The organism is Stenotrophomonas capsici (assembly GCF_034961085.1).
Taxonomy (GTDB): domain Bacteria; phylum Pseudomonadota; class Gammaproteobacteria; order Xanthomonadales; family Xanthomonadaceae; genus Stenotrophomonas; species Stenotrophomonas capsici.
In genome coordinates this window covers 1-21,507 of the sequence record NZ_JAYFUH010000066.1, presented here as the reverse complement: position 1 = coordinate 21,507, position 21,507 = coordinate 1, and the positions used below count along the sequence as shown (strand labels likewise).

The window sequence follows — 21,507 nt, the reverse complement described above, 5'->3', positions numbered from 1 at the left end:
GGATGGTCGGTTCCCGTTAATCAGGGGGCCATTCTAGCCGGACTGGGGGTGAACCGGCGTCCGGCGGCGGACGGGCCGGGGTCGAAGCAGGCGGGCGAGCCCGTATCATGGCGGGATGAGCAAGAACCATGACGTAGTGATTGTGGGTGGTGGCCTGGTCGGGGCCAGCCTGGCCATTGCGCTGGACCGGCTGGGGCTGGACGTGGGCCTGGTCGAAGCCACGCCGGGTGGGGCGTTGCCGGCGGTGTTCGACCAGCGCAACCTCAGTTTCGCCGCGGCCACGGTCAACGCGTTGACCGCACTGGGCGTGATGCAGCGGCTGGGCAACCCGGGCGGGCCGATCCGCCGCATCCATGTCAGCCGCGCCGGGGATTTCGGCCGGGTGGTGATGCGCGCGGAGGATTACGGCCGCGAGGCGTTCGGCCAAGTGGTGGTGGCGCGTGATTTTGGCGATGCACTGGAAGCCCGGCTGGGCGAGCTGCAGCACCTGACCCGCTATCGCCCGGCCAGGTTCGTCGGGCTGGGCGCCGGCAGCGATGGCTACCGGGAGGTGGTCATCGCCGAGGCGGACGGCGAACGTCGCCTGCGGGCCCGGCTGGTGGTCGGGGCCGACGGTACCCGCAGCGCGGTGCGTGAAGCACTGGGCATCGAGGTGACCGAGCACGACTACGCGCAGACCCTGTTCGTGGCCCGCGTCCGCGCGGCCAAGGCACCGGACGGCAGTGCCTACGAACGCTTCACCGATACCGGCCCGACCGCCCTGCTGCCGCGCGGGGACCGCCACTACGGCGTGGTCCATGGCGTGGCCCGCGACCAGGCCGATGCGGTGCTGGCCCTGGATGAGCGCGCCTGGCTGGCGCGCCTGCAGGACGCGGTGGGTTGGCGCGCCGGGCGGCTGCTGGAGAGCGGGCCGCGCAGTGCGTACCCGTTGATCCAGGTGCTGGCCAGGAAGCTGGTCGGCGAACGCGCGCTGCTGCTCGGCAATGCCGCGCAGACCATCCATCCGCTGGGCGCGCAGGGCTTCAACCTGGGCCTGCGCGATGCGCTGACCCTGGCCGAACTGATTGCCGATGGCGCAATGGACCCGGGCGCTGATGCACTGCTGCAGGCCTATGTGCAGCGCCGCGGCCCGGACCGCGAGCAGACCCTGGCCTTCTCCGACGGCCTGGCCCGCTTGACCAGCAATGCCTCGCCGCTGATGCGGCCGTTGCGCAGCCTGGGCCTGGTGGCCGCCGCGCAGGCCGCGCCGCTGCAATCGTTCCTGGTGGGCGGTGCGATGGGATTCCGTGGGCAGGTGCCCGAGTTGTGCAGGAGTGAAGCGCGATGAGCCGGCGCGGACAATGGGATGCAGTCGTAGTAGGCGGCGGCGTGGTGGGCGGTGCCTGCGCGCTGGCGCTGGCGAAGGAAGGCCTGCAGGTGGCGCTGGTGGAAGGCCGCGAGCCGCCGCCGTGGTCGCCGCAACGCCCGGACCTGCGTGTGTTCGCCTTTGCCGCCGACAATGCCGCATTGCTGGATGGGCTGGGCGTGTGGTCACAGGTCGAGGGCGGGCACGCCTATGCCTACCGGCGCATGCGCGTCTGGGATGCCGGCGGTGGCGGCGACCTGACCTTCGACGCGGACACGCTGGGCCGGCGTGAGCTGGGCTGGATCGTCGAGAACGGCCTGCTGGTCGACCGGCTGTGGGCGGCGCTGCCGGCAGCCGGCGTGCAGGTGTACTGCCCGGCCAAGGTGGTGGAAATGGAACAGGACGCCGGCAGCGTGCGCCTGCGCCTGGACGATGGCCGCCGCATCGAGGCGGCCATTGCCATTGCCGCCGACGGGGCCGAATCCACCCTGCGCACGTTGGCCGGGCTGGACGTGAGCCGGCACGACTACGGCCAGCGCGGCGTGGTGGGCTACATCGACAGCGAGCGACCGAACGAAGCAACGGCCTGGCAGCGTTTCCTTGATACCGGCCCGCTCGCGGTGCTGCCCTACGACAAGTACCGCAGCTCGATCGTATGGACCTTGCCCGATGCCGAGGCAGAACGGGTGCTGGCGCTGGAGGATGCGGCGTTCGAGCGGGAGTTGACCAACGCCTTCGCCGGCCGGCTGGGGCAGATGAAGGTGGCCTCACCGCGCGCCGCGTTCCCGTTGCGCCGGCAGTTGGCCAAGGGCTATGTCGCCGGGCGCGTGCTGACGTTGGGTGATGCCGCGCACGTGGTGCACCCGCTGGCCGGTCAGGGCGTGAACCTGGGCCTGCGCGACGTGGCCGGCCTGCGTGAGCTGGTGCGTGATGCCCGGCAACGTCGCCAGGAGTGGAGTACGCCGCACCGCCTGCAACGCTGGGCGCGCACGCGGCGCAGCGAGAACACCGTGGCCGCCTACAGCTTCGATGCGATCAACAAGGTGTTCTCCAACGACGAGATGCACCTGACCTTGGCCCGTGGCGCCCTGCTGGGCATGGCCGGCAGGATGCCGCCGTTGTTGTCACTGTTCTGGAAGCGCGCCTCGGGCCTGTAGGCGCGGCCTCGGCCGCGAAGCCGATAGACAGCAGGCAGCGCGCAGGGATTTCCTCTCGGCCGCCAACCCAGAGGACGGTCCGATGGCCCGCCTCACGCTCAGGGGCGCGCCTACGGTTTCAGCCAGCCGGCGAGCTGCTCGCGTGACAGCTTGCCGCGACGGGCCGTGTCCAGCGCATTGAACTCATCGGCCAGCGCCGGGTTGGCCTGTGCTTCGGCGCGGCTGATGAAGCCATCGCCATCGAGGTCCAGCGCGGTGAAATCAATGCGGTAGTTGCCGGCCACGGTGTCCGGCTGGATCGAGCGGATCGTCACCGGGGCCTGGCCGGGTTCGGTACGCACCTGCACGGCATGGGTGACACGGCCACTGGACAGCGGCTGCTCGCGCACGTTGACCGGCACCTCTGTCAGCGGCGTGCTGACGGCCGGGGCAGGGCGCTGCTGGGCAAACGCGGCGAAGGTGCCAGCGCCCAGCAACAGCGACAGGGCAAGGCGGGCGGGAAACGGGCAGGTCATCAAACGGCTCACGTGATCCAGGGGAGGCAGCCGGCACGCGCGGGACGCGCGCCGCCGCGGTGATGGTAGCCCGCAGGTGCGGGCCGGTGAACCCGATGCCGGCCGCTCAGCCCGGAATGAAGGGGAACACCAGCTTCAGCAGCCCGCGCAGGCCGCCCTCGACGGTGGAGCTGACCGCCTTTGCGCCGAGGCTGTTGAGTGCGCGGCGTGCGTCGTCCCAGCGCAGCTGCTTGACGTCCTTCTTCAGCAGGTCGGCGACCTCTTCGGAGGCCGGCGCCAGCTTCTTCAATGCCGCCAGCGTGGCCTGGGGATCGGGCTGCAGGTAGTTCCAGCGCTCGGCGATCTGCACCAGCGTGTCGAAACGCACCGCCACCACCTCACGGTTGCGCTCGTAGACCGGGATCGCGCCGACGTCGAGGATCGCCTGCTCGAACTGCTGCGCGTCATCCGGGTGCTCGATGCGGATGGCCAGGAAGCCTTCCTTGCGGCTGCGTTCGCTGACGTGCTTGGCGCCCGAGCGCAGGTTGGCTTCGGTCAGCACGCCGGCGACGATGCGCTGCAGCGCGGCCTCGCCCTCCTCGGGCACCAGCGCCCGCCAGCGGGCGTAGCCGTCGCGGCGCAGTCCCTTGACCTTGGCCGGGGTGACCCGCAGGCGCAGCGCCACCGCGGCATTGGACTCGCTGCGGTCGATGCTGCCGTCGCGTTCGAGCAGCACGAAGATCAACAGTTCCAGGTCACGCTTGGTCAGCGACTGGAAGCCCTGCAGCAGCGTCAGCCGCAGGAACTCATTGCCGAACGCCGCCGGATCCTTCAGTTCGATTGCTTGCATCGTGGTCCTCCCGGAAGGACTACAGGATGCCTTATCGCGATGGCACAGGCTGAGACTGGAGCGGTGCCCCGCCGTATTCACGCCCCGGTCGCTCGGCCAGGAAGGTTTCCACCGCGCCACGGTCCTGCAGGGTCACGAAGACTTGGCGGCCGTCAGTGCCGCCAAAGGCCACGTTGGTCGGCTTGCGGCCGGTGAGTGGCACCTCGCGCAGCAGCTCGCCGGCCGGGGACACGATCGCGACCACGCCGGCGTCGTAGCGGGCGATGTAGAGGTTGCCGTCCACGTCGCAGCGCATGCCGTCCATGCCATGGTCGGCGAAGCGGACCAGCAGGCGCTTGTTGGCGATGCTGCCGTCGGCGGCGCGGTCGTAGACCCATACGTTGCGTTGCACGCTTTCGTTGACGTACAGCCGGGCGCCGTCCGGGCTGACTTCCACGCCGTTGGTGGTGCCCATGCCGCGTTCGAGCAGGTGTACGGTGCCGTCGCGGTCGATCCGCCACAGCTGGCCGTTGTCCGGGCGTGCCCAGTCCGGGTCGCTGGCGTACAGCGTGCCATCTGGCGCCTGCGCGATGTCGTTGGGCTGGTGGGCATCGGGCAGGTGCGCGAACACCGTGACCGTGCGCGTGGTCGGGTCCACCTGCAGCACGTTGTGGCCGGCGTAGTCGGCGATGAACATGCGGCCATCGGCGCCGAAGCGGATGCCGTTGCCCACGCTGCCCGTGGGCAGGGTGAGGAAGGTCTCCGCGATGCCGTCGGCGTTCACCCGGCCGACGGTGCCGTCCTTGCCGATGTTGACCACGTACAGCGCGCCGTCCGGGCCGGTGGCCGGCCCCTCGATGCCGGCGGTGAACACCCCGTCGCCCACATGGTCGCGCACGAGGAACGGCGCGGCGGCACAGGCGCTGCCGGCCAGCAGCAGGCTCAGGGAAGCAACGACGCGGGACAGGCGGGCAGGGCGGGTGATGGCGGCATCCTCGGGTTCACGGTCCGGGGCAGTGTGCCAGAGCACGTCGTGCATGCGGGCGGTGGTTGCGGAGGCAACCGCGCGGCATTCCCGCTCAGCGTTGGCCGTCCATCTGCAGTGGCCGCCGCAGTGAACCGGCCTCGGCCTCCCGGGCGGCGCACTTGCCCTGCATGCAGCTGCAGCCGCTGATCTCCCTGAAGCCGCAGACGCTCATCATGCCGCGTGCCTGGCAGCTGGCCTGCACGCCCTTCGGGTCGGTGGGGCTGTTGACGTTGACGCAGGCCGGGTAATAGCCACAGCAATTGCCGACATCCTTCACCGTGCAGTCGGCATCGGTGCGGCAGCTCTGGTCGATCACCACCGCCGTTGCCTGGGGGGGCGGCGTGGGCGCCGTGACAGGGGGATGGGTGGTGGCCGGGGCGCTGCAGGCGCTGCCGGCGAGCAGGGCGACGAGCAACAGGAACGAACGCAACATGGCGGACTCCGTTTCAGGGCACGCCGCCATGGTAGCCGCTGCGGGCTCGCCCGCCTGTTGGAGGAAGGCGGCCCGGGCCCGGGCCGCTCAGCGCGAGGCGGGCGTGACGAAGACCGTGATTTCCTCGCGGTCGTGGTACAGCTGCTTGGCGCGCAGGGTCAGCGGCTTGCCGGCCTGCTCGGCGAACAGGTCCAGGCACAGGCGGGTTTCGTCCCAGCGCTTCTTCATCGGCAGCTTGAGGTTGAAGATGGCGTGCCGGCACCAGCCCTGGCGCAGCCAGGTGGCCATGCGCTCGGCGACGCGGCGGGGTTGTTCGACCATGTCGCAGACCATCCAGTCCAACGGCGTCTCCGGCTGCCAATGGAAGCCGTCGGCGCGCAGGTGTTCGACCAGCCCGGTATCGAGCACGTGCTGGCGCAACGGGCCGTTGTCGATGCTTAGCACCTGGACGTGCTGGCGGGTCAGCACCCAGGTCCAGCCGCCCGGTGCCGCGCCGAGGTCGGCCGCGCGCATGCCCGGCTTGACCAGCGCCTCCCGTTCTTCCGGGGTGAGCAGGGTCATCAGCGCCTCTTCCAGCTTCAAGGCCGAACGCGAGGGCGCGTCGGGCAGCAGCTTCAGGCGCGGGATGCCGAGCAGCCACGGTGCGCTGTCGCGGGTGTCGGCGACGCTGACGAAGGCATGCGTGCCGTCGACGAACACCACGTGCAGGCGCGGCAGCTTGGTGTTGGGTTTGTCGGTGAGCAGGCCGGCCTTGCGCAGCGCCGGGCGCAACGCGTTGCCGAAGCTGCGCGCCAGCCCGGCCAGCGGCTTGCCGGCATCCGAATCGGGGTGCTCGACCCACAGGTCGCCAAAACGCGCCTGGCCTTCGAGCGCGGCGATGATCGGGGTGATGCGGTCGGACGGGTCCAGCTGCGGCAACTCGGCCAGCACGCGCAGTTTCTGGCGCGCGAAGATCAGCTCGCGCCATGCCAGGCGCTGGTCCAGTTCGGCGGCCTGGTCGGTGACGAACACCACGTAGCCGTCGTTGCGCTGCGTGCGCGCATAGCCGGCGATGCCCGCCGCGCCGGCGCGTTCGTTCAACTCGCCAGCGAGTTCGGGTTCAAAACCCTGGCGGCAGTAGCACAGCAGGCCGGTCATGGAAGTCCTTGGTGGAGGGCAGGTGGAGTGGCGGTGGTGCAGCGGTGGGCGAAGGCACTGGCGACGCTGCTGGCAGGTCGCGTCAGCGGTTCATCGCAGCCCCGCTTCCGGTGGGAGCGGGGCGTCGGGAATCAGTAGCGTGCGCCTTCGTTCTGGCCGTAGTGGGCCAGTACCGCGCGTGCGGCGTCACGCTGCAGGCCCTGCACGACCTCGATGCCGCGCTTGTTCAGCTCGCCGACCCAGTTGGCCGGCAGCGGGCCTTCGTCGAACGGGGTGAGCGCTTCCACGTCGGCGGCGCTGGCGCCGATCAACAGGCGGTCGATGCCGGCCCACACGGTGGCGCCATAGCACTGGCAGCAGGGCTGCGAGGAGGTGGCCAGGGTGATGGGGGCAAGCAGCGCGTTCAGGCGCGGCGTGTTGAGCTTCTGCTGGGCCAGCATGTAGGCCATGTTCTCGGCGTGTGCCAGCGAGGTGGCGTGCGGCACCACGCGGTTCACCGCGGCGGCGATGACCCTGTCATCCGGGTCGAACACCACCGCACCGAACGGGCCGCCGGTGCCGTGCTCGACGTTCAGCCGCGACAGCTCCACGGCCAGGGACACCTTGGCCTCGTCGCCGGTATACGCGCGGTCGCAATCGACGGCGTCGTGGATCCAGACGGGAAGAGTGAGGTGAACCTGCGCGTGAAGCATGACGATGACCAACCAGAGGCAAAAACGGCGGCCAGTGTATAGGACTGGGGCCGGGGGCTCACCGACGGGGCCGGGGGCTGTTCATCTGAGGGGAGCGGGGCTGCCTCGGGCGTGTTCCCGCCGCAACCCTCCCTTCTGCGACGCAGAAGGGAGGGGATTCAGGCCGGGCCGTCTGCCGGCTGGTCGTTTGGCCTAGAATCCGGCGCTGAGCGTCATGAACACCTGACGCGGCGCGCTGGCGTGGATGGCGTAGCGGGTGCCGGTCGGGTCGGTCGGGGCGAACGAGCTGAGCTGGCCGGCGTAACGCTTGTTGGTCAGGTTGGTCACGTTCATCGACACCTTCAGGTCCTGCAGGCCCAGTCCGGGGCCGAAGGTGTAGCCGAAGCCGGCGTCGAAGGTGGTCACGCCCGGCACCGACTGGTCGTTGGTGTAGGTGTAGTAGCGCTTGCCGGTGTACTTGCCGCGCAGGCTGGCGAACCAGCCGTCGTGGTTCCAGCTCAGTTCGCTGGAGGCCATCCGCTGCGGCGTATCGACAGTGATCTTGCCGGCCACCGGCACCACCTGGCCGCCGGAGAGGTAGTCGTCCTGGTAGGTGGACTTGTTCCACGACAGCGCGTTGTACCACTGCAGGCCATCGACCGGCTTGAGGATGAAGGTCAGCTCCGCGCCGTGGCTCTTCACCGAGCCGACGTTGATGAAACGGGTGACGCATTCCGGGCGGGTACCGACCTCGATGCTCGAACACGGGTTGAGCGAGAGCAGGCGGTTGTCGAACTTCACCGCGTAGGCGGCAAGCGAGGCCTGGTACCTCTCGCCGAAGGTGCGAAAGCCGGCTTCCAGCGTCCTGGACTTCTCCGGCTCCAGCCCGGCGCTGGCGGCGAACGATTCCGGCGACACCTGCAGCGGGCCGCCGCTGCCGCCGCCGACGAAGGCGGCGATGTTCTCCGCATACGAGGCGAACAGCTCGTTGTTCGGGGTGAGCTTGAAGCCGATGCCGGCCTGCGGCAGCACCGATTCCCTGGCGGTCAACGTGCCGGAGGCGAGGCGGGTCTCGGTGCCCGGCCTGGCGACGGCGCGCATCCGCGTGTTCGGGCTCTTGATGCCCAGGTCCACGACCAGGCGGTCGTCCATGAAGCGCATGCGGTCCTGCACGTAGAACTGGCGCGTGCGGATGTCGTAGTCCTGGTCGAACAGGCGGCGGTCCGGGTGGTTGAGGTAGACGTCGTCCAGGAACGGGCCGCTGATGTAGTAGAAGTTGCGCTCGACGTTGTGGTCGTTCTGTTCCCACCACAGCCCGGCTTCCAGCTCGTGGATACCCAGCGTCCAGGACAGTGCGGCGGTCACGCCCTGGCGGTTGATGGTGTAGTTGGTGCTGCGGATGGAGATGGGCAGCATCTTGTCGGTGCCCGGATAGGAGGGCTGGCCCGGTGCCCACCAATGGCCCTGGCCACGGTTCTCGTGGTGGTAGGCGAGCAGCTTCAGGCGGCCCTGCTCGGCCACGCGCAGGTCGGCGTCGATCGCGTACAGGTTGTCATCGCGCAGGGCGCGGCTCTGGTAGTACGCATCGTCGATGCTCCTGACGCCATCGACGAACGCACAACGGTCGGCGTTGAAGGTGGCCGGGGCGCAGTAGGCGGCGGCGACCGCGCGGTCCCAATCCGGGGCATAGATGTTCCAGTCCCAGCCCAGGCCGCGCTCGAGCATGCTCTTGGACAGGTAGGCGTAGTTGGCCTGGCTCACCCGCGAGGTGGCGACGAATGCCCCGAAGCGATGGTCGCCGACATTCCACACCGCCTTGGCATTGAACTGTCGGGTGGTCTGGTTCTGGTAGGGCGCGGCCCACATGTCCGCGTCCTGGTGCACGCCGGACACGTAGGCGGCAAAGCCGTTGTATTCGCCGGTGTCCACGCGCAGGTAGCCGCGGCGCTGGTTGTCCTCGCCCATGGTGATGCTGGCGCGGCCACCGAACACGCTGGAGGGGTCGCTGGAGAAATACTGGATGGTGCCGCCCAGGTTGCTGGTGGAGGCAACGCCCAGCGAGCCGATGCCCTGCGCCAGTTCGGCGCCGGTCAGGTTCTCGGCGATCAGGGCGCGGGCGATGCTCAGGCCGTTGTAGTTGCCGTAGCTGTTGTCGCCCAGCGGGATGCCGTCCAGCGTGTAGCCCAGGCGGTTCTTGTCGAAGCCACGCAGGCTGATGGTCTGTGATTCCTCGTTGGCGCCGAAGGCGTCGTTGGACTGCACCGAGACACCGGGCAGCCGGTCGAGGATCTTCTGGCCACTGCTGCCGGGCGGCAGCACCTGCTTGTCGACTTCGCTGATGCGTTGCACCTGGCGGGTTTCGCCGCGTCCGATCACCGAGACCGCGTCCAGGGTCTGCGCGCTGGCGCTGGCGGCGGTTGCCGCGGTGGCGTCGGTGCGTTCGCCCACGTCCTCGGGGGTGGCGGCGTACAGCGGCGCGGAAGTCAGCGCGGCAAGGATGGCAAGGCTCAGGTGTCGGGTCTGCATGTCGGTCCGTGGCGTGGGGGAGGGCGCGGTGAAACAGGTGCGCGGCCACTATGGAAAACCAACATGAAAGCTTGTTTACGGCAGCGCGATGAACGCGCGATGCGTCACTTGCGCTGTCCATGAACACGCTGAAAAAAAGCCGCGCTGAGGAGCAGCGCGGCGTGCCGGGGGCAATGAAGCAGGATCAGTCCATGTGCAGTCCGCCGTTGACCGCATAGTCGGCGCCGGTCACGTAGGCCGCGTCATCCGATGCCAGCCAGGTGCACAGCGCGGCGACTTCCTCCGGGCGGCCAAGGCGACGCACCGGCACCGAGGCGGCCAGCCGGTCGAGCACGTCCGGCGGGAAGCTGCTGATCGCCTGGCTGGCGATGTAGCCCGGCGAGAGCGTGTTGACGGTGACGCCGCGCGCGGCGACTTCGGCAGCCAGGGCGCGGGTGAACCCATGCATCGCGGCCTTGGCGGTGGCGTAGTTCACCTGCCCGATCTGGCCCTTGTGCGCGCTGACCGAGCCGATGTTGATGATGCGGCCCCAGCCACGCTGGCTCATGCCTTCGACCACCTGCTTGGTGATGTTGAACAGGGCGTTGACGTTGGAGGCGATCACCGCGTTCCAGTCTTCCGGGCTCATCTGCCGGAACAGCACGTCGCGGCTGCCGCCGGCGTTGTTGACCAGCACGTCGATCTCGCCGACCTCGGCGCGCACCTTGGCGAACGCCGTGCTGGTCGAAGCCCAGTCGGTGGCGTTGCCCTCGGAGGCGATGAAGTCGAAGCCCTGCTCGCGTTGCTCGCGCAACCAGTTGGCCTTGCGTGGGGAATTGGGCGCGCAACCGGCGACCACGGTGTGGCCGGCACGGGCCAGGCCCTGGCAGATGGCGGTGCCGACACTGCCCATGCCGCTGGTGACGTAGGCGATGCGAAGAGTCATGGTGAGCTCCGTTTCGAGGGCAGGGGGCCGATCAGGCGGCCAGCGGGTACAGGCCCAGCAGCAGGCTGCCGATCATCAGCAACAACGAGATCAGCACCGCCCACTTCAGGGTGAACTTCTGGTGGTCAGCGAAATCGACCTTGGCAAGGCCCACCAGCAGGTAGGTGGATGGCACCAACGGGCTGAGCAGGTGCACCGGCTGGCCGGCCAGCGAGGCACGGGCCATCTCCACCGGGGTGATGCCGTAGTGGCCCGCCGCTTCGGACAGGATCGGCAGCACGCCGAAGTAGAAGGCGTCGTTGGACATGAAGAAGGTGAACGGCATCGACGCCAGCCCGGTGATCACCGCCAGGTACGGACCCCAGGCGTCGGGGATCACCGCCAGGAAGCTGCGCGACATCGCCTCGACCATGCCGGTGTTGGACAGGATGCCGGTGAAGATGCCCGCGGCGAAGATCAGCGACACCACCGACAGCACGTTGCCGGCATGGTTGACCACGCGGCGGCGCTGCTCGGCCAGGTTCGGGTAGTTGATCACCAGCGCGATGGCGAAGCCGACCATGAACAGCACCGGCATCGGCAGCAGGCCGATCACCAGCGCGGCCATCAGCGCCAGCGTCAGCGCGAAGTTGACCCACAGCAGGCGCGGGCGCTTGGTGTCCTCGGCATCCTCCACGGTCGGCAGGGCATCGCCGTCGTCCGAGACGCTGCTGTCCATCCAGTTGCCGCCCTCCGGCAGGCTGACCACGCCCAGGCGGCGACGCTCGCTGATGCCCAGGTACCAGGCCAGCGCGAGGATGCCGGCGCAGGCCAGCACCATCGACGGGATCATCGGCACGAACACGTCGGCCGGGTCCACGTGCAGGGCGGTGGCCGCACGTGCGGTCGGCCCGCCCCAGGGGGTGAGGTTCATCACGCCGCCGGCGAGGATGGTCACGCAGGTCATGTTCAGCGCGTTCATGCCCAGCCGCCGGTACAGCGGCAGCATCGCCGAGACGGTGATCATGTAGGTGGTCGAGCCGTCGCCGTCGAGCGAGATCAGCATCGCCAGCACCGCCGTGCCCATTACGATCTTCAAGGGATCGCCCTTGACCACGCGCAGGATGATCCGCACCAGCGGGTCGAACAGGCCGGCATCGATCATCACCCCGAAGTACAGGATGGCGAACATCAGCATCACGCCGGTGGGCGCGATCTTCTTGATGCCCTCGAGCATCATCTCGTCCAGCCCGTGGCCGAAGCCGCCGATCAGGGCGAACACGATGGGGACGGTGATCAGGGCTACCAGCGGCGACAGGCGCTTGCTCATGATGAGGTACATGAACGTGAGCACCATGCCGAAGCCGAGGATGGTCAGCATCATCTGCAGACTCCTAAGGGTCAGGACGTGGGAAAGGGGATCAGAAGTCGAACTGCAGCCGGCCGGTGACCGCGCGGGTGCGGTCGACGGTGGCGCCGGCCAGGCGGTCGCGGTTGCGGCTTTCGATCAGGTTGAGCATGAAGCGCAGGTTGTCGCGCAGGTACCAGTTGCCGCCCAGCGTCCATGCCTCGGTGTTGCCGCGGCGCAGGTCGGGCTGGCCGTCCAGATGCTGCGCGCCGCGCATCTGGTCGTAGCGCAGGGCCAGCTCGAACGCGCCGGCGGTGTGGTGGATGTCCTTGATGCGCGCGAAACGGCCGGTCTTGCGGTCATACGCGCGGGTCTCGCCGGTAACGAACCAGCTGACCAGGCCGTAGCCGGCCATCACGTTGCCGCGTTGCGCACCGTCATCGAAGGTGGCGCCGCTGAATTCGCCCTGCCATGACCAGGGGCCGCGCACCTGCGCATACTCCAGCGACCATTTGTCGACGTCGGTGTCACGGCCGTCGGCGAAGCTGACCAGGGTCAAGCGGCTTTCATCGGACAGGTGGCCGGCCGGGCGCGGACGGATGCGCAGCGCCGGCACGCCGTTGGCACCGGGATTGTCATAGGCCTCGCGCGCCAGCGACAGGCCCAGGTGCAACACATCGCCTGCCTGCGGCGCCGGGGCCCAGGTGACGCGGCCACCGGCCGCACGGCCCTTCACCTGCCAGGCGTCGATGCTCTCCAGGCTGTAGATGCTGGCCGCCCAGGTGAAATCGCCCGGGTTGGCCTGCCACGACGCGCCCAGGCGATACAGCGGCGCCAGCGTGGTGGCGGCATTGCCACGCTCCAGCAGCGGTCCGTAGTTGGAACTGGTGCGGTCGTCCAGCGAGTAGTACTGCTTGAACTGGCCCACGGTGAGCTTGCCGGCATTGCCGAAGCCGCGGCTGACGTAGACGTCCTTGGCCTCGACGCGGTCGCCGGAGAAGTCGGCTTCCAGCTTGTAGTCGACCGCGAAGAAGCGGCCGGATACGTCCACCCATGCGCGACGGATCTCGGTGTCGTCCTTGTTCGGGGTGCCGCGCGGGTCGTTGTCGAAGCTGGCGAAGTCCAGGTGCAGGCGGCCGCCGAGCGTGGCGGTGACCGGGCCGTCGTCCTCGCCGTCGGCGGCCAGGGCCGGTGCCGTGCAGGCAGCCAGCGCCAGCACGGCGGCGCGTTGCCGCCACGTGTTGTTGTTTGCCACAAACCCTCCCAGGTTGCGCGCCAGGCGCGCGGCGTGGGCACCGGATGGTGCGTTGGACCAGAGTCTGGTGCGGCCAAGCTGTCATCCGCCTGTCAGCGCCTTGTGCGGCGCAGCGCGGTGGCATTCCTGCTGCGTGGACGGGGGGCGGCGCGTTAGCATGCCCGCAGCTTCCTGCTGCTCCTGCCCATGCGCCTGTTGCTGGTCGAAGACAACCCGGACCTGGCCGATGCGATCATCCGTCGCATGCGCCGCAGCGGGCATGCGGTGGACTGGCAGTCCGACGGCCTGGGCGCGGCCAGCGTGCTGCGCTACCAGAGTTTCGACCTGGTGGTGCTGGACATCGGCCTGCCCAAGCTCGACGGCCTGCGCGTGCTGGCCGGCATGCGCGAGCGCGGCGACAGCACCCCGGTGCTGATGCTCACCGCGCGCGACGGCATCGAGGACCGCGTGCAGGCGCTGGATGTCGGTGCCGACGACTACCTCGGCAAGCCCTTCGATTTCCGCGAGTTCGAGGCCCGCTGCCGGGTGCTGCTGCGCCGTGCGCGTGGCAATGCCAGCGAGGTGGTGCAGGTGGGCAGCTTCCAGTTCGACAATGCGGCCCATCGCGTCAGCGTCGATGGCGAGCCGATCGAGCTGCCGAACCGCGAGTACCGCCTGCTGGAGATCCTGGTCGGGCGGCTCGGGCAGGTGGTGAGCAAGGACGAGATCGGCAATGGCCTGTTCGGTTTTGATGACGAGGCCGGGCCCAATGCGATCGAGCTGTACATCGGTCGCCTGCGCCGCAAGCTGGCCGGCGCGCCGTTGCGCATCACCACCGTGCGTGGCGTGGGCTACCTGCTGGAGCCCGGCGAGGGCGCGGTGGATGGCGATGACTGAGGAGCGCGCGCCGGGTTCGCTGCGGCGCACGCTGCTGCTGTACCTCGGCGGCCTGCTGGCGGTGTTCGCGGTGGTGTTGCTGTTCGCCGCGCGCGAGTACGGGCAGCGCGCCGCCAACCGCTCCTATGACCACCTGCTGGTGTCCTCGGCGCTGTCCATCGCCGATTCGGTGGCGCTGGTGGACGGGCAATGGCAGGTGGACCTGCCGTACGCAGCGCTGGACCTGCTGTCGATGGCCGAGGAGGACCGCGTGTTCTATCGCATCGCCGATAGCCGTGGTGCGCTGATCACCGGCTACCCGGACCTGCCGGCATCGCCGCAGCTCGCCGATGGCCGGCCGCAGCTGTTTGATGCCGGCTACAGCGGCGAGACGGTGCGCTTCGTGGTGGTCGCGCGCAGCTTTGCCGCCGCCTCCGCGCAGGGTGAAGTGCAGGTGCAGGTGGGGCAGACCCGTCGTGCCCGCGAGGCGCTGGCACAGGAGATGGTCAACCGCGCGCTGCTGGCGATCGGGGTGCTGTCGGCACTTGCCTTGGCGCTGGTCGCGTTCGGCGTGCATCGCGCGTTCCGCCCGCTGGTGCGGGTGGAGCGCGAGTTGTCGCGGCGCGAGCCGTCGGACCTGAAGCCGCTGGACGCGCGGGTGCCACGCGAGATGGACCAGATGGTCGGTGCGCTGAACCGTTTCATGGAGCGCCTGTCCAGCAGCAACGAGACCCTGCGTGCGTTCATGGCCGACGCCGCGCACCAGATGCGCACGCCCTTGGCCGCCTTGCGCGCGCAGGCGCAGCTGGCGCTGGATGAGGACGACCCGCAGGAGATGCGGCGCAGCCTGCGGGCGATCGAGCGCAACGCCACCCACATGAGCCGTCTGCTCAACCAGCTGCTCAGTGATGCCAGCGTGATCCACCGTTCGCACCTGCGCAGCTTCGCCACGGTGGACCTGGCCGAAGTCGTGCACCAGGCCCTGCACGAGGCCTTGCCGCAGGCGGGCCCGGCGCCGCGGGTGCAGCTGGCGATGACCAACGCGGTGGTGTCGGTCAACGGCGACGCCCTGCTGCTGCGCGAGGCCATCAAGAACCTGATCGACAACGCGGTGAAGTACGGCGGTGCCGGCGCGCTGCAGATCGCGTTGACCGTGGAGGCAGCCGATGCGGTGCTGACCATCGCCGACCACGGCCCGGGCATCGCGGCCGCCGACGCCGAGCGGGTGTTCGAGCGCTTTGGCCGCGGCGAGCACGCACCGGCCGGCGGCGCCGGGCTGGGTCTGGCCATCGTCAAGCGGGTGATCGACAGCCATGGCGGCCGGATCGATCTGGCCAACCGGCCGGAAGGCGGCCTGGTCGCCACCCTGCACCTGCCCAGGAGCAATGCATGAAGTCCCTGTTGATCATGATGTTGTGCTGCCTGCTGGTGCTGCCGGCGTGGGCCGCGCCGGGGGATGTGCAACGCTTCCCGGCCAAGGGCGCGGCCACCGCACAGCTGCGCATCCACGGCACCACCGATATCGAGGTGTTCGCGCGGGTGATCGCCGACTACCAGCGCCTGCATCCGGGCACCGAGGTGATCTACGAGGACATCATCACCCAGGACCTGCATGCGCGTTTCCTGCGCACCGGCAAGGGCCCGAACGGGCCGGACCTGTTGATTTCCAGCGGCATGGACCTGCAGACGCAACTGGTCAATGACGGTCATGCGCTGCCGCACCAGTCGGTGTGGACCGAGGCGGTGCCGGCCTGGGCACAGTGGCGGCACGAAGCCTATGGCATCAGCTACGAGCCGGTGACCATCGTCTACAACACCCGCGCGCTGCCGCCGGCACGGGTCCCGCATACCCGCCGCCAGTTGCTGGCGCTGCTGCGCGGTGAAGGCGCGCCGTTGCGCGGCAAGGTCGGTACCTATGACATCGAACGCAGCAGCGTGGGGTACCTGCTGGCCACCCAGGACGCGCATCGCGGCAGCATCGCCGGCGCCCTGCTGGGGGCGCTGGGGGACAATGCGGTGGTCCGCGAGGAGCGCACCGGCGTGCTGCTGGACAAGGTCAGCAGCGGCGAGTTGTCGCTGGCCTACAACGTGCTGGGGTCGTATGCGCAGGCACGCATCGATGCCGGTGCGCCGCTGGGTATCGTCGAGCCGGAGGACTACACGCTGGTGGTGCTGCGCACGGCGATGATCCCGCGCAGCAGCCGCAACCCGGCCGAGGCACGCAGCTTCCTGGATTACCTGCTGTCCCCGCGCGGACAGCTGGTGCTCTCGCGCGAGGCGCGGCTGATGCCGATCGTGGGTGCGGCAGGGCGCGATGGCACGCCCGGCCGCAACCGCCGGCCGATCCAGTTGGGGCCGGGTCTGCTGGTGTACCTGGACGCGCTCAAGCGGCGGCAGTTCCTGGATGCCTGGCGCAGCAGCGTGGAACCCGCAGGTCAGCCGCAGGCTGTCGACGTGCAGCGGTAGCGTGCAGCCAGCGACGGCCAGGAGGGGAAAACAAGAACGCCGGGCGTTGCCCGGCGTTTTCATTGCAGCGGCGTTGGATCAGCCCGCCCAGGTGTCGCGCAGGGTCACGCTGCGGTTGAACACCGGCTTGCCGGCGGTGTGGTCGCGGCGGTCGGCGACGAAGTAGCCGGTACGCTCGAACTGGAAGGCCTGCTCGGGCGCGGCAATGGCGGCGGCCGGCTCGACATAGCCGGTGACGACCTTGCGCGATTCCGGGTTGAGGTAATCGCGGTAGGTCTTGCCTTCGGATTCATCGTCCGGGTCGGCGACCGAGAACAAGCGGTCGTACAGACGCACTTCCGCTTCCACCGCGTGCCGGGCGCTGACCCAGTGGATGGTGCCCTTGACCTTGCGGTTGGCGCCTTCCATGCCCGGACGCGATTCCGGGTCCAGCCAGCCGCGCAGCTCGACGATTTCGCCGGCGTCGTTCTTCACTACCTCATCGACGCGGGCGATGCCGGCGCCGCGCAGGCGCACTTCGCCACCCGGTATCAGCCGCTTCCAGCCCTTCGGCGGGACTTCGGCGAAGTCCTCGCGCTCGATCCACAGCTCGCGTGCGAACGGTACTTCGCGGGTGCCGAAGCTTTCGTCCTTCGGATGGTTGCTGAAGGTCAGGGTTTCTTCGTGGCCTTCCGGCAGGTTGGTGAGCACCAGCTTGACCGGATCGATCACCGCCATGCGGCGCGCGGCGGCACTGTCCAGGTCCTCGCGCAGCGCGCCTTCCAGCACGCTGAAGTCGATCATCGAGTTCTGCTTGGAGATGCCCACGCGTTCGGCGAACAGGCGCATCGCCGCCGGGGTGTAGCCGCGGCGGCGCAGGCCCTGCAGGGTCGGCATGCGCGGGTCGTCCCAGCCGTCGACCAACTGCTCGGTGACCAGCGCCATCAGCTTGCGCTTGCTCATCACCGTGTAGTTGATGTTCAGGCGCGAGAACTCGATCTGGCGCGGCTTGGCGGCTTCACGCGGCAGGCCCTTGTCGACCAGCGGCTGGGTCAGCGCGTTGTCGTGGGCGAAGTCGACATTGTCCACGCACCAGTCGTACAGCGGGCGGTGGTCCTCGAACTCCAGCGTGCACAGCGAATGGGTGATGCCTTCCAGCGAATCGCCCAGCGCATGCGCGAAGTCGTACATCGGGTAGATCGGCCAGGTATCGCCGGTGTTCTGGTGCTCGACGTGCTTGATGCGGTAGATCGCCGGGTCGCGCAGGTTGATGTTGCCGCTGGCCATGTCGATCTTGGCGCGCAGGGTGCGGGCGCCATCGGGGAACTCGCCGGCACGCATGCGCGCGAACAGGTCCAGGTTCTCCTCGACGCTGCGCTCGCGGTACGGCGACGGGCGGCCCGGTTCGGTGAGGCTGCCCCGGTAGGCGCGCACTTCCTCGGCCGACAGGTCGCAGACATAGGCCTTACCGTCGCGGATCAGCTTCTGCGCGGCCAGGTAGTAGGCATCGAAGTAGTCCGAGGCATGGCGCAGCTCGTTCCACTCGAAGCCCAGCCAGCGCACGTCGTCCTGGATGGCGTTGACGTACTCGGGGTCTTCCTTAGCGGGGTTGGTGTCGTCGAAGCGCAGGTTGCACACGCCGCTGAACTCGCCGGCGATGCCGAAGTTCAGGCAGATCGACTTGGCATGGCCGATGTGCAGGTAGCCGTTGGGCTCGGGCGGGAAGCGGGTCTTGATGGCCGTGTGCTTGCCGCTGGCCAGGTCCTCGCGGACGATCTGGCGGATGAAGTCGCGCTTCTCGGCGGGAGCGTTCTCCGGCGTGGCACCGGCGGCAGGCGTGTTCTCGGACATGGGGGACGCAACGTATTGAAATAAGCCGCAAGTTTAGCCGAGCCCGGCCTCGGCTGCCGGGACGGGGCTATGCTGGGGGTTCCCGCCCCGTGGACCGTAACGATGGACCGCCCCGTTCTGGTGATAGGCAACAAGAACTACTCGTCCTGGTCGCTGCGCCCGTGGCTGCTGCTGCGCCATTTCGGCGTGGCCTTCGACGAGGTGCGGCTGGCGCTGGACAGCCCGGATTTCACCCGCCAGGCCCTGCGTCACTCGCCGACCGGCAAGGTGCCGGCCCTGCGTGACGGCGGCCTGCACGTGTGGGACTCGCTGGCCATCTGCGAGTACGCCAACGAGCGTTGGCTGGACGGGCGTGGTTGGCCGTCCGACCGGGCCCAGCGGGCCGTGGCGCGGGCGGCGGCGGCCGAGATGCATTCAGGTTTCACCGCCCTGCGCACCCAGTTGCCAATGAACAGCCAGCGGAAGCCGGACGGCTACCGCTGGGATGCCGCGGCCCAGGCCGACATCGGCCGGATCTGCGCGCTGTGGGCCGAACTACGTGGGACCTACGGTACCGGCGGTGACTTCCTGTTCGGGCAGTTCGGCATCGTTGATGCGATGTTTGCACCGGTGGCGGTACGTTTCGATGGCTACGGGGTGCCCGTGGATGGCGGTGCGGAACCGTACCATCGCGCGCTGCTGGCCTTGCCGGCGCTGCGCGAATGGCGCCAGGCCGGCGCGGCGGAAACCGAGCGACTGGCCGCCACCGATGCACTGCGCGTGCCGCTGTGAAGGGAGAACACTGATGCAGCAGATCTACCAGACCAACAACCTGTTCGACGCCCACCTGGTCAAGCACGCGCTGGAGGACGCCGGCATCCCGGCGTTCGTGTTCGGCGAGTCGCTGCTGGGTGCTGGCGGCGAACTGCCGCTGTTCGGCCTGCTGCGCGTCTGCGTGCCGGATTCGGCCCAGCCGCAGGCCGAGGACATCGTGGCCGCACTGGCCTTGGACGAGGGCCCGGGCGACCCCATTTCCGATGCAGATGAGGCGCCGGGACTGCTCCCGGCCTGAGGAACTGACCATGTTGGGAATCGGCCAAGGTTTGCTGGGTATCGGTGCGTTCAAGCAGCGCCTGCCGCGCCCGGAAGAGGCATTGCCGGGGCGCGAGGCTCCGCTGCCGCTGCACAACGTGCATTTCGTCAACGGCCAGCCGTTGCAGGGCGATCTGGCCGGGTTGCAGGTACTGGACGTGGGCCTGGGCTGCTTCTGGGGTGCAGAGCGCAAGTTCTGGCAGCTGCCGGGCGTGGTGACCACCGCGGTGGGCTACCAGGGCGGGCTCACCCCCAACCCGACCTACGAGGAGGTCTGCTCCGGGCTCACGGGCCACACCGAGGTCGTGCGTGTCGTGTTCGACCCCGCACAGGTGCCCCTGGAGACCGTGCTGCGCACGTTCTGGGAGAACCACGACCCTACCCAGGGCATGCGCCAGGGCAACGATACCGGCACCCAGTACCGCTCGGTGATCTACTGCCATACGCAGGCGCAGTACGACGCGGCCATCGCCAGCCGCGCGGCCTACCAGCAGCAGCTGGAAGCGGCCGGCTACGGGCCGATCACCACCGAAATCGCCCATCCGGCACCGGCGTTCTTCTACGCCGAGGACTACCACCAGCAATACCTGGCCAAGAACCCGAACGGCTATTGCGGCATCGGTGGCACCGGCGTGAGCTGCCCGATCGGGCTGGACGTCTGAGTGATGGGGGCCACGCCGCGGCGTCTGCTGGTGGTGTGGCACAGCTTCACCGGTGCGACCGAGGCCATGGTCGGTGCGCTGCTGGAAGGCGCACGCGCGGCGACGGATGATGCCGTGGACGTGAGTGCGTTGCGTGCGGCCGATGCCGGCGCGGCGGATGTGCTGGCGGCCGATGCAGTGGTGTTCGCCACGCCCGAGACGCTGGCCTCGATGAGCGGGGCGATGAAGGACTTCTTCGACCGCAGCTATTACCCGTTGCTGGGGCGCTGCGAAGGCAAGCCGTATGCGCTGCTGGTGTGTGCCGGTTCGGACGGGCAGCCGACGATCGCACAGTTGCGGCGGGTGGCCCTGGGCCTGCGCCTGAAGGAGGTGGCCGAGCCGGTGCTGGTGTGTACGCAGGCACAGACGGCGGAGGCGATTCTGGCGGCCAAGCAGGTGCCGGCCTCTGCGCTGGCGCGTGGCCGCGAGCTCGGTGCGTTGCTGGCGGCGGGCCTGGAGCTGGGCGTGTTCTAGTTTCCTGCTCAAGCCCCTCTCCCGCATAGCGGGAGAGGGGTTGGGGTGAGGGCGCCTTGAAAGCACGTAAACGCTACGGCAAGGCAAAAACGCCCTCATCCGCCCCTTCGGGGCACCTTCTCCCGCAGGCGGGAGAAGGGAGGCTCTCGGGCATTGCGTGCCCTGGTTTTCTGCTCAAGCCCCTCTCCCGTGAACGGGAGAGGGGTTGGGGTGAGGGCGCTGTGGAAGCACGTAAACGCTACGGCAACGCAAGAACGCCCTCATCCGCCCCTTCGGGGCACCTTCTCCCCTGCAGGGGAGAAGGGAGGTTTGCTGGTACTACGTGTGAGTCTGCTTACTTCGCCAGTTCGTCGGCAATGCGCTGGCGCAGCGTCTGCAGGTCCTTGGCGAACGCGTCGATGCCGGTGGCCAGCTTCTCGGTGGCCATCGGGTCGGCGGCCAGGTCGGCGTCGAACTTGGCTTCATCGATGGCGGCCACGTTGACGGCTTCGGCCGCACCGGCCACCAGCTTGCGCGGCAGCTCGCCGAAGTCGGCGTCCAGCTTCTCCAGCAGGTCCGGCGAGATGGTCAGGCGGTCGCAGCCGGCCAGCGCTTCGATCTGCGCGGTCGAGCGGAACGAGGCGCCCATCACCACGGTCGGCGAGCCACGGCGCTTGAACTCGGCGTACACGCCGCGCACGAACTGCACGCCCGGGTCTTCGTCGATGCTGGCCGGCGCCTGGCCGTTGGCCACGTACCAGTCCAGGATGCGGCCGACGAACGGCGAGATCAGGAACGCACCGGCTTCCGAGCAGGCCAGCGCCTGGGTCGGGTTGAAGATCAGGGTCAGGTTGCAGTCGATGCCTTCGGCCTGCAGTACGCGCGCCGCTTCCACGCCGGCCCAGGTGGCGGCGATCTTGATCAGCACCTTGCTACGCGGCACGCCGGCCGCTTCGTACATGGCGATGAACTCGCGCGCCTTGGCGATGGTGGCAGCGGTGTCGT

The 21,507-nt window shown here is 68.9% G+C and carries 21 protein-coding genes; 9 read left to right on the top strand and 12 right to left on the bottom strand.

Features of this window, described 5'->3' with window-relative positions:
- Positions 1–115: 115 nt before the first annotated feature.
- Together ubiH and VA603_RS05735 are read left to right on the top strand one after the other, a co-directional pair.
- Positions 116–1,327, top strand: coding sequence for a 2-octaprenyl-6-methoxyphenyl hydroxylase (gene ubiH, locus VA603_RS05740; protein WP_323438216.1), 1,212 nt, complete (start codon positions 116–118; stop codon positions 1,325–1,327).
- A complete protein-coding gene (locus VA603_RS05735) occupies positions 1,324–2,502 on the top strand; it encodes a UbiH/UbiF family hydroxylase (protein ID WP_132864941.1) in 1,179 nt (392 codons plus the stop codon). Before ubiH ends, VA603_RS05735 begins: the two co-directional genes overlap by 4 nt.
- 110 nt (positions 2,503–2,612) lie before the next feature.
- Here the strand turns inward: VA603_RS05735 and VA603_RS05730 are convergent, their stop codons facing one another.
- The 10 genes from VA603_RS05730 to VA603_RS05685 form a co-directional block, all read right to left on the bottom strand.
- Positions 2,613–3,017: an EF-hand domain-containing protein gene (locus VA603_RS05730; RefSeq protein WP_132864940.1), complete on the bottom strand. Its 405-nt coding sequence runs from the start codon at positions 3,015–3,017 to the stop codon at positions 2,613–2,615.
- Positions 3,018–3,123: 106 nt separating this feature from the next.
- A complete protein-coding gene (locus VA603_RS05725; protein WP_192286645.1) occupies positions 3,124–3,846 on the bottom strand; it encodes a hypothetical protein in 723 nt (240 codons plus the stop codon).
- Positions 3,847–3,877: 31 nt separating this feature from the next.
- On the bottom strand, positions 3,878–4,864 hold the full coding sequence (locus tag VA603_RS05720) for an SMP-30/gluconolactonase/LRE family protein (RefSeq protein ID WP_323438215.1): 987 nt from the start codon (positions 4,862–4,864) through the stop codon (positions 3,878–3,880).
- Between the two features lie 40 nt (positions 4,865–4,904).
- Positions 4,905–5,285 carry a hypothetical protein gene (locus tag VA603_RS05715; protein WP_323438214.1) on the bottom strand — a complete coding sequence of 127 codons (381 nt, stop codon included), beginning with the start codon at positions 5,283–5,285 and terminating at the stop codon, positions 4,905–4,907.
- An 87-nt stretch (positions 5,286–5,372) separates the two neighbouring features.
- Positions 5,373–6,422: a 23S rRNA (cytidine(2498)-2'-O)-methyltransferase RlmM gene (gene rlmM / locus VA603_RS05710; RefSeq protein WP_192286643.1), complete on the bottom strand. Its 1,050-nt coding sequence runs from the start codon at positions 6,420–6,422 to the stop codon at positions 5,373–5,375.
- 131 nt (positions 6,423–6,553) lie between these two features.
- On the bottom strand, positions 6,554–7,114 hold the full coding sequence (locus VA603_RS05705) for a nucleoside deaminase (protein ID WP_323438213.1): 561 nt from the start codon (positions 7,112–7,114) through the stop codon (positions 6,554–6,556).
- Positions 7,115–7,306: 192 nt separating this feature from the next.
- Entirely contained in the window at positions 7,307–9,619 is a 2,313-nt protein-coding gene (locus VA603_RS05700; RefSeq protein WP_323438212.1) for a TonB-dependent receptor, read from the bottom strand.
- Positions 9,620–9,803: 184 nt separating this feature from the next.
- The gene (phbB, locus tag VA603_RS05695) at positions 9,804–10,544 is read right to left on the bottom strand and encodes an acetoacetyl-CoA reductase (protein ID WP_323438211.1); all 741 of its coding nucleotides are present in this window, start codon (positions 10,542–10,544) and stop codon (positions 9,804–9,806) included.
- 31 nt (positions 10,545–10,575) lie between these two features.
- On the bottom strand, positions 10,576–11,913 hold the full coding sequence (locus tag VA603_RS05690; protein WP_132864933.1) for a CitMHS family transporter: 1,338 nt from the start codon (positions 11,911–11,913) through the stop codon (positions 10,576–10,578).
- Positions 11,914–11,944: 31 nt separating this feature from the next.
- The gene (locus VA603_RS05685) at positions 11,945–13,090 is read right to left on the bottom strand and encodes an OprO/OprP family phosphate-selective porin (protein ID WP_323438234.1); all 1,146 of its coding nucleotides are present in this window, start codon (positions 13,088–13,090) and stop codon (positions 11,945–11,947) included.
- A gap of 222 nt (positions 13,091–13,312) precedes the next feature.
- Between VA603_RS05685 and VA603_RS05680 the strand changes: the two genes are divergently transcribed.
- The 3 genes from VA603_RS05680 to VA603_RS05670 are packed head-to-tail and all read left to right on the top strand — an operon-like array spanning position 13,313 to position 16,447.
- Positions 13,313–14,002, top strand: coding sequence for a response regulator transcription factor (locus tag VA603_RS05680; RefSeq protein WP_132864932.1), 690 nt, complete (start codon positions 13,313–13,315; stop codon positions 14,000–14,002).
- Positions 13,989–15,374 (top strand): sensor histidine kinase N-terminal domain-containing protein, encoded by a 1,386-nt coding sequence (locus VA603_RS05675; protein ID WP_425603668.1) that lies wholly within the window; start codon positions 13,989–13,991, stop codon positions 15,372–15,374. Before VA603_RS05680 ends, VA603_RS05675 begins: the two co-directional genes overlap by 14 nt.
- The gene (locus tag VA603_RS05670; RefSeq protein WP_323438210.1) at positions 15,371–16,447 is read left to right on the top strand and encodes an ABC transporter substrate-binding protein; all 1,077 of its coding nucleotides are present in this window, start codon (positions 15,371–15,373) and stop codon (positions 16,445–16,447) included. The genes VA603_RS05675 and VA603_RS05670 overlap by 4 nt, the downstream gene beginning before the upstream one ends.
- 78 nt (positions 16,448–16,525) lie before the next feature.
- Here the strand turns inward: VA603_RS05670 and VA603_RS05665 are convergent, their stop codons facing one another.
- The gene (locus VA603_RS05665; RefSeq protein WP_323438209.1) at positions 16,526–18,277 is read right to left on the bottom strand and encodes a glutamine--tRNA ligase/YqeY domain fusion protein; all 1,752 of its coding nucleotides are present in this window, start codon (positions 18,275–18,277) and stop codon (positions 16,526–16,528) included.
- Positions 18,278–18,379: 102 nt separating this feature from the next.
- On the opposite strand from VA603_RS05665, the gene VA603_RS05660 reads away from it, so the two are divergent.
- Genes VA603_RS05660 through VA603_RS05645 form a run of 4 tightly spaced genes read left to right on the top strand, consistent with a single transcriptional unit; the run spans position 18,380 to position 20,523 of the window.
- Positions 18,380–19,048: a glutathione S-transferase family protein gene (locus VA603_RS05660; RefSeq protein WP_323438208.1), complete on the top strand. Its 669-nt coding sequence runs from the start codon at positions 18,380–18,382 to the stop codon at positions 19,046–19,048.
- 13 nt (positions 19,049–19,061) lie between these two features.
- Complete coding sequence (locus tag VA603_RS05655) at positions 19,062–19,328, top strand: putative signal transducing protein (protein ID WP_192286636.1); 267 nt, start codon at positions 19,062–19,064, stop codon at positions 19,326–19,328.
- A gap of 31 nt (positions 19,329–19,359) precedes the next feature.
- Positions 19,360–20,010, top strand: a complete 651-nt coding sequence (gene msrA / locus VA603_RS05650) for a peptide-methionine (S)-S-oxide reductase MsrA (RefSeq protein ID WP_323438232.1) — start codon at positions 19,360–19,362, stop codon at positions 20,008–20,010.
- A gap of 3 nt (positions 20,011–20,013) precedes the next feature.
- A complete protein-coding gene (locus VA603_RS05645) occupies positions 20,014–20,523 on the top strand; it encodes a flavodoxin family protein (protein WP_132864927.1) in 510 nt (169 codons plus the stop codon).
- Between the two features lie 334 nt (positions 20,524–20,857).
- On the opposite strand, the gene VA603_RS05640 is transcribed toward VA603_RS05645, so the two are convergent.
- On the bottom strand, positions 20,858–21,507 hold a 650-nt coding region (locus VA603_RS05640; protein WP_323438207.1), incomplete at its 5' end, for a transaldolase family protein.